This window comes from Methanomicrobia archaeon, assembly GCA_011049045.1.
GTDB lineage: Archaea > Halobacteriota > Syntropharchaeia > Alkanophagales > Methanospirareceae > JACGMN01.
In genome coordinates this window covers 38,460-45,765 of sequence record DSCO01000058.1, presented here as the reverse complement: position 1 = coordinate 45,765, position 7,306 = coordinate 38,460, and the positions used below count along the sequence as shown (strand labels likewise).

At 57.3% G+C, this 7,306-nt stretch carries 7 protein-coding genes; 5 read left to right on the top strand and 2 right to left on the bottom strand.

Features of this window, described 5'->3' with window-relative positions:
- Window positions 1–551 precede the first annotated feature (551 nt).
- The 4 genes from ENN68_08135 to ENN68_08120 all read left to right on the top strand — a co-directional run bounded on the left by ENN68_08135 (window position 552) and on the right by ENN68_08120 (window position 4,319).
- Entirely contained in the window at window positions 552–1,886 is a 1,335-nt protein-coding gene (locus tag ENN68_08135; GenBank protein HDS46036.1) for a hypothetical protein, read from the top strand.
- A gap of 691 nt (window positions 1,887–2,577) precedes the next feature.
- A complete protein-coding gene (locus ENN68_08130) occupies window positions 2,578–3,246 on the top strand; it encodes a DUF106 domain-containing protein (protein HDS46035.1) in 669 nt (222 codons plus the stop codon).
- 75 nt (window positions 3,247–3,321) lie between these two features.
- Complete coding sequence (locus tag ENN68_08125) at window positions 3,322–3,798, top strand: CBS domain-containing protein (GenBank protein ID HDS46034.1); 477 nt, start codon at window positions 3,322–3,324, stop codon at window positions 3,796–3,798.
- Between the two features lie 38 nt (window positions 3,799–3,836).
- Window positions 3,837–4,319, top strand: coding sequence for a CBS domain-containing protein (locus ENN68_08120; protein HDS46033.1), 483 nt, complete (start codon window positions 3,837–3,839; stop codon window positions 4,317–4,319).
- Between the two features lie 88 nt (window positions 4,320–4,407).
- Here ENN68_08120 and ENN68_08115 read toward each other — a convergent pair whose 3' ends face one another.
- Window positions 4,408–4,692, bottom strand: coding sequence for an acylphosphatase (locus ENN68_08115; protein ID HDS46032.1), 285 nt, complete (start codon window positions 4,690–4,692; stop codon window positions 4,408–4,410).
- Between the two features lie 85 nt (window positions 4,693–4,777).
- Between ENN68_08115 and ENN68_08110 the strand changes: the two genes are divergently transcribed.
- A complete protein-coding gene (locus tag ENN68_08110) occupies window positions 4,778–4,993 on the top strand; it encodes a DUF167 domain-containing protein (protein HDS46031.1) in 216 nt (71 codons plus the stop codon).
- A 6-nt stretch (window positions 4,994–4,999) separates the two neighbouring features.
- Here ENN68_08110 and ENN68_08105 read toward each other — a convergent pair whose 3' ends face one another.
- Window positions 5,000–6,991: an IGHMBP2 family helicase gene (locus ENN68_08105; protein ID HDS46030.1), complete on the bottom strand. Its 1,992-nt coding sequence runs from the start codon at window positions 6,989–6,991 to the stop codon at window positions 5,000–5,002.
- Window positions 6,992–7,306: the final 315 nt, after the last annotated feature.

Below are 7,306 nucleotides of genomic sequence, written 5' to 3'. Positions count from 1 at the left end.
TTTTGCGAGAATCTGGCAACTTTGGGTTGAGTGAGACCTCAGCAACGATCTCTACGATATTCTCGAGTGGTATACGTACACTTTGGTCACGTTGTCACCTGATAGATCCATGGAGACAGCTACGGCAAAACGTGTGAAAATCAACCCCCTCAGGGACAGCGAAAAGACGCTTTCCTGTTGCCCATTTTCGCCAAATAAGATGCCTAGCGGGGTTTTTATTTCCTCTGTTCGTTCCTAAACATGGAGAAGAACCGCTATTTTATATGAGGGTTGAGGCCTGGACAAGCAATTTCACGAAGCTCGCCCTTTCTTCCGAGTGGTAACGCTTTCTTCCATCTCCATAACCTCTGCCAATTTAGGTTCTGGCGAGTAGTTCCTAGTGGCCATGAGCTGAGCGTGCACAAAACCGAAAAGCACATATATACCTCCGCCCCACCTTCTCATGTCAGTCTACAACACCCGTGAATTACGTGGATTACTGGGTTGTGGCACCGGGTGAAAGCGCCGAGGAGGGGCGCGATAGAAGTACCCAAAGAGAAGGGCGGAAAAAAATGAATAGGAGAGAACTTGCTTTTTATGTGGTCATTTCAGTCTTACTAGCGCTATCTTTAGTCTCGAGCGTCCATGCTGCCGAGTTCAAGCTCACAGCCAGCGACGGCGCCGCAGATGACGAGTTCGGCTATTCGGTAGCCATCGATGGTGAGTATGCCCTCGTGGGCGCATACGGCGATGACGACAACGGCAATTATTCTGGTTCGGCGTATGTCTTCAAGCGGGACGGCAGCTCGTGGACACAGCAGGCAAAGCTCGTGGCCAGCGATGGTGCCGCAGGTGACTATTTCGGCTACTCGGTAGCCATCGACGGTGAGTATTCCCTCGTGGGCGCATACGGCGATGACGACAACGGCAGTACTTCGGGTTCGGCGTATGTCTTCAAGCGGGACGGCAGCTCGTGGACACAGCAGGCAAAGCTCGTGGCCAGCGACGGCGCCGCAGGTGACTATTTCGGCTACTCAGTAGCCCTCGACGGTGAGTATGCCCTCATGGGCGCATTCCTTGACGATGACAAAGGCAGTAAATCTGGTTCGGCGTATGTCTTCAAGCGGGACGGCAGCTCGTGGACACAGCAGGCAAAGCTGATAGCCAGCGACGGTGCCGCAGATGACGAGTTCGGCTACGCTGTAGCCCTCGACGGTGAGTATGCCCTCGTGGGCGCACGCCAGGATGGTGACAAAGGCACAAATTCTGGTTCGGCGTATGTCTTCAAGCGGGACGGCAGCTCGTGGACACAGCAGGCAAAGCTCGTGGCCAGCGACGGCGCCGTAGATGACTATTTCGGCTACTCGGTAGCCATCGACGGTGAGTATGCCCTCGTTGGCGCATACCGTGACGATGACAAAGGCACAAATTCTGGTTCGGCGTATGTCTTCAAGCGGAACGGCAGCTCGTGGACACAGCAGGCAAAGCTCACGGCCAGCGACGGCGCCGCATACGACTATTTCGGCATCTCGGTAGCCATCGATGGTGAGTATGCCCTCGTTGGCGCATTCTTTGACGATGACAAAGGCACAAATTCTGGTTCGGCGTATGTCTTCAAGCGGAACGGCAGCTCGTGGACACAGCAGGCAAAGCTCACGGCCAGCGACGGCGCCGCAGATGACTATTTCGGCTACTCGGTAGCCATCGACGGTGAGTATGCCCTCGTTGGCGCATACCGTGACGATGACAAAGGCACAAATTCGGGTTCGGCGTATGTGGTATGGGGGAGTTGCGGCGATGTCACCGGCGACGGTACGGTAGACGTGGCGGATGTGGGGCGATTGCTCTACCACGTCGGGTTCCCGGGTGACCCCCGCTATCCGCTGAACTGCTGGAGGTTATCGTAAAGAGACCAAGATGATGGTGGGCATTGCTTTCTCTGCCCATCACCCTTTTTTGCAGTACGAGCTGAACAGAAGAAAGAGGCAAAACCCACAATATATACTATACACCGGCTCGCACCCGCAGAGCATCTACAAGCCATCGCACAATGCCACGGGCGGAGTAATAACCAGCACATCGTTCGTTGACAGCAACGGCAAACTGCACGAGGAGTTGATACCGGCGATCACGTTTTGGTCTGATTGAAGAGAATCTTTCTTTAATTAACTTTTCTTCTATTCTATTCTATTCTATTCTATTCTATTCTATTCTATTCTATTCTATTCTATTCTATTCTATAGGAAAGTTGGCGGATACCAGCGATACGGCCGCAGTCAGTGATAGAACGCGGGTTCGTTTAAAGCAATGCTGAACTCTTCATTCTGCTTGCTAAAGCAGGGAGGACCGACACACAGGATGTATGTATACGGTCACCGATAAGAAGCTTGCGGAAGAGCAGAATGAGCCGTGAACCAGGAAAAGCTTCTCAATCTCCGGAACGATGAATGACCGCATGGTGATCCTCCAAACGGGTATTCCTCGTGAATTCCTGCGAAAATCCTGCTGTACGCTGCCTTGCAAGAACCGCTCCAGCAGCCAGAAAAAGTTTAAATACTCCGCTTTTGTACTCCTATAACGCAGAGTAGAACGGTACCAATGGTGAGTAAAGAGCGCGTTGCCCAACAGCAGAAGCAGCAGATGAAGAAGCTCCTCGAGAGCGCGCTCATGGCGCTCGGGTTCTTTATCCTCTTTGGCATCATCATCGTTCCCGGCCTGCGTGAAGGGCTCGGGAGCGCGCTGGGCGTCGTGCTCGATCCGCTCGCGGACGCGGTAGGCGTCGATCATTTCCTCATTACGATCCTTATACTCGCGGTCATCACCGGCATCTATACGACCGTGGTTCAGAAGTACACCATGAACTGGGAGCTGATGGCGAAGTCGAAGGAATATCAGAAACAGATCAGGGAGCTGCAGAAAGAGCTCATGGAAGCGAAACGAACGAACAACAAGACCCTGATGAAGAAGCTGGAGAAGAAGAAGGAGGAGATCATGCGGAAACAGACACAGTTCTCCGGCGAGATGTTCCGGCAGCAGATGAAGCCCATGGCGTACATCGGGATCATCACCATCCCCATCTTCATGTGGATCTGGCGCTACGTCGATATCACCGTCATTAGCTCGGTTATCTTCCCGCTCATGGGCGAGAAGGAGCTCGCCGCGCGGTTCGTACTTGGACTCCCGTACTGGGTGTTCTGGTACATGATCTGCTCCATACCCATCGCACAGGTCATCCGGAAAGCGATCGGCCTCCAGAGCGGGATATGAACGAGCGGATACTTAACTTAACAACAAACAGACCGAACAAAACGCTCTCGAAAGCAAATAGGTGCGTGACGATCCATGAAAGAGAAAGTGGCGGAGATAATGACCCGGGACGTGATCACGGTACAGGAGACCGATTCGGTGCTCGAGGTCGCCCAGGTCTTCAGGACGAAGAAGGTCGCAGGCGCGCCGGTGCTGAACGAGCGCGCGGAGCTCGTGGGCGTCGTGAGTGAAGCGGACATTCTGAAGCTCCTGGATACGTACCGCTGGTACACCCCGATCCTCACCACACTGGAGCTCCTGCAGCTACATCAGAAAGAGCCACGGGACATCCAGCAGGACATCGAGAAGGCCGGTGCGACCCAGATACGGGAGATCATGTCGAAGGATCCCGAGACCGTGTCGCCGGATACCGTGATCGATGACGCGGCACAGATCATGTACCTCACCGGCTTCAATCGCCTGCCCGTGCTCGACGAATCCGGCGCACTGGTCGGCATTGTCACGCGCGCGGACATTCTCGCCTCGCTCTACGAGCAGCTGGAGGGGGAATAACGAACAGAACGGAACGGAACGGAACGGAACGGAACACGATGGCATCAAAAGCAGCTACTAAAGTTGGAGCGCTCATGACCTCTGCGGTCATCACATTCCGGCCCGAGGATACCATACGGCACGTCGCGAAAACGCTCCGCACACATCACATCAGCGGCGCACCGGTGATCGATGACCACCGGAACGTGGTCGGGGTGATCAGTGAAGCGGACATCATGAAATTGACCGCATCCGTGCCCTTCCCCGATATTGACCCGCTCAACCCCTTCCCCGTCTTCTCGCTCACCGCATACATGAGCAAGGTGAAGCGGATCCCGGAGGAGATCAATGCGCTCTTCGAGGGGCTCGTAACGGACGTGATGACGCGAAAACCCGTGACTATAACGCCCGAAGCATCCATCTCCGATGCCGCACGGATCATGCATAAGCGCGATTTCAACCGCATACCGGTGGTCGATGACCAGGGGAAGCTCGTCGGGGTCATCACGCGCGACGATCTCATCAGCGTCTTTGCACCCTGAAACCGCGCGTACACCCCGCGCCGGAGTTCCTCGTTCCCGAACAGGCGGCTCAGCGGCTGAAAGAACGCACACGCCGCGACCGGCCACGCTATCGATAGCGAATGGAGAACTCCTTGAACTCGCCCGTATACTCCTCCCAGGTTACCTCGACCGAAGAGACTTTCGCGTCCGGCGTGCCGTAATGACAGAAGTCGATCATCTCCTCCACTTTCACCATATCGCCTTCAAAGACCGCTTCCACACGGCCATCCCGCAGGTTGCGCACCCAACCCTTCACACCGCGCATCGTCGCCTCCGCACGGGTGGCGTAGCGATAGTAAACGCCCTGCACACGCCCGGAGACCACCACATGCGCCCGTAGCATTGTCTCCATCGTTCACCCACTTGCGTGCATTACTGCTCTCCTGTAATCAAGACCGTTATCCTTTAAATCCCTTGCACCTCGTACCTCTTCTGTAATGGAGACGAGGACGATCAAGGTCATTCCCAACGCACGAGCGGACGAGGTCATCGAGGCCGAGCCACTCATCGTGCGGGTAACAGCGGCACCGACAAAAGGCAGGGCTAATAAAGCGGTCGTTCAACTGCTTTCCGCATACTTCAACGCGAACGTGCGGATCGTTGCCGGTGCGAGCAGCAGGAAGAAGGTGGTGGAGATCGAGCACCGGGACTGAACGCGGTCAAGCCACTGCTCTGTACGCGCCTCGTGCCTTCGCCGACTCGATCAACCGCCGGTAGCACCCGCTGCTCGCCAGCGTTGTTGCATCGCCGATACAAACCAGTTTCCGTTTCGCACGCGTAAGAGAGACGTTCAGCCGGCGCAGATCGCTCAGAAAACCGAGCTCTCTTCGGTCGTTACTGCGCACGAAGGAGACAATAACCGCCTCCTTCTCTCTGCCCTGGAACCCATCAACCGTCTTGATCTCCAGACCTTCGACCCTGAGCAGTGATTTCATGAGCGAGACCTGATCGTCATAGGGCGAGATGATCGCGATCGCCTCGGGCCGAAGTCCCAGTTCCAGCAGATGTTCCGCGATGCCCCGGACCACGCGCGCCTCGCCCGGATTCTCCTTCGAGGTCGAGCCCCTCCGTGTTCGTTCCCGGTACGGCTCACGACCCTGGGTGTCCAGGAACAGGAACGGTACAAGATCATCGGGCTCCAGTACCGCGTCCCGGGATGCCGGGATGAGCTCCCGTAACGTGCGCCCTCTCACGGTGTCAAACGCGCGCAGTTTGCCCTGGTAGAATTCCTGATTCGGAAAGGACTCGATCTCCTCGTTCATACGGTACTGGATCGCGAGCATCGCCCGTATCCGGTCGCCATAGGCCTGCAACAGCCGCTCGAATAAGCTCCTGCTCAGGCTGCCCCATGCTGCTGCTTCGTTCAGAACCGTCGGCGGCAGCTGCTTGTGGTCGCCGGCCATGATGAACCGCTTCGCCTTCAGCACCGGGATCAACGCCGAGGGCTCTGTGGCTTGCGTCGCCTCGTCAATGACCGCGACATCGAACTTCACCGGACTGAGGATCTCCGAGCCCGCCGTGCTGTTCGTCGTGCAGACCACCTCGGCATCCCTGAGGATACGGTTGATCGCGATCTCTTCCAGGTCGCGCGCCCGAGCGAACAGGTGGTCCATCTGCTGCTTCACCGTCAGCCACTTCCGCATACCCTTCAGCTTCGACACCGGTATCCCGCGCACCGATCGCCCCTGCCGTGCGAGCTCTATGATCGCCTCGTTGCTCAGGCCGCGGCGCCAGCGCATCTCGGGCATGACACCCCAGTCCGTGCTCGTCTTCAACTCCAGTGCGCGCGCCCGCAGCTCCTGCGCATGCGCATAATCCCGATCGTCCTGCACCAGATAATCCAGGCTCCGCTCACGTAATGACGGGATAACGCGTGCAGGATGGCCGACGCGAACAACCTTCACACCCGCCGCAGCGAGCCGCTCCACCAGGTTGTCGACCGCGACGTTAGAGTCCGCGGCCGCCAGGATCCGATTGCCGCGCCTGACCAGTTGCACCACCACTTCGATACAGGTGACCGTCTTCCCGGTGCCCGGCGGGCCATGAATGAGGAAGAAATCACGTGCCGCCAGGCACTGCAGCACTGCTGATTCTTGACTCTCGTTCAACTGCCCGTTGCAAAACGCGACCGCCGTGATCGGCGCGAATTGCGGTGGCACAAGCCCCAGCAGCGTCTCCTTTCGCGCGCGCGGCAGCCGTTTGAAGCGCTGCAGCGCCTCATGCATACGCTGAAAGGTGATGTCACTGACAAAGAGATCGATTCTGAGGTCCTTGCGATACACAAAGCCCGGCGGCGGCTCGTCGAACGCAACGGTAATCGTGTGCGCGGTCTTCTCCGCCACGGTCCCTGTCGGATTATCCTCATCCCAGGGATTGCCGCCCCCTGCACTCACCAGCACGAGGTCCCCAACCTCGATCTCGCTCTCCGGTAACGGCTGCCCGGTAACCTGCTTTCTGAAGCGCACCAGGTATTTACCGCACAGGCCCCAATCCTGCGATTTGCCGCGCAGCTCGAGGAACGCGCGGCCCTGCGCCTCGCGCTCGCGGCCGCTCAGCCGCCGCATCTCCTGCTCCTGCTGCCGCATCTGCTCCACCCGCTCCAATTCCACGAGTTCGGCAAAATGCCGGATATATTCTGATTCGTCTATCACGGCTCGCGACCTCTTCTGGTTTGTACTAACGTATGCACCGCGTGCTAATATCTTCGCAGCCTGGCCACAGGACGGGTGATGGATGCCGACCGGTTCTCCGGGGGTAACTGATCTCGCGGTGGGTGCTGGCAAGCGGGGCTGTTAAGGTAATGGGTGCGACAGCACATTTTCGACTCGACGGGTATGCCACAGCGTGAAAATACCGTTTGTTATGGATGATTGAGCTCAGCTGCCCCCTGCAACGTGACGGCCGCAGGCCGGCAGCCAGGCCAGGCAGGCAGCCAGGCCAGGCAGACAGGCGAGCGAAAGAGATAA

Bases quoted from the DNA above. Each gene is read 5' to 3' on its own strand.
- ENN68_08135 (HDS46036.1), top strand. From the start codon at position 552: ATGAATAGGAGAGAACTTGCTTTTTATGTGGTCATTTCAGTCTTACTA.
- ENN68_08130 (HDS46035.1), top strand. From the start codon at position 2,578: ATGGTGAGTAAAGAGCGCGTTGCCCAACAGCAGAAGCAGCAGATGAAG.
- ENN68_08125 (HDS46034.1), top strand. From the start codon at position 3,322: ATGAAAGAGAAAGTGGCGGAGATAATGACCCGGGACGTGATCACGGTA.
- ENN68_08120 (HDS46033.1), top strand. From the start codon at position 3,837: ATGGCATCAAAAGCAGCTACTAAAGTTGGAGCGCTCATGACCTCTGCG.
- ENN68_08115 (HDS46032.1), bottom strand. From the start codon at position 4,692: ATGGAGACAATGCTACGGGCGCATGTGGTGGTCTCCGGGCGTGTGCAG.
- ENN68_08110 (HDS46031.1), top strand. From the start codon at position 4,778: ATGGAGACGAGGACGATCAAGGTCATTCCCAACGCACGAGCGGACGAG.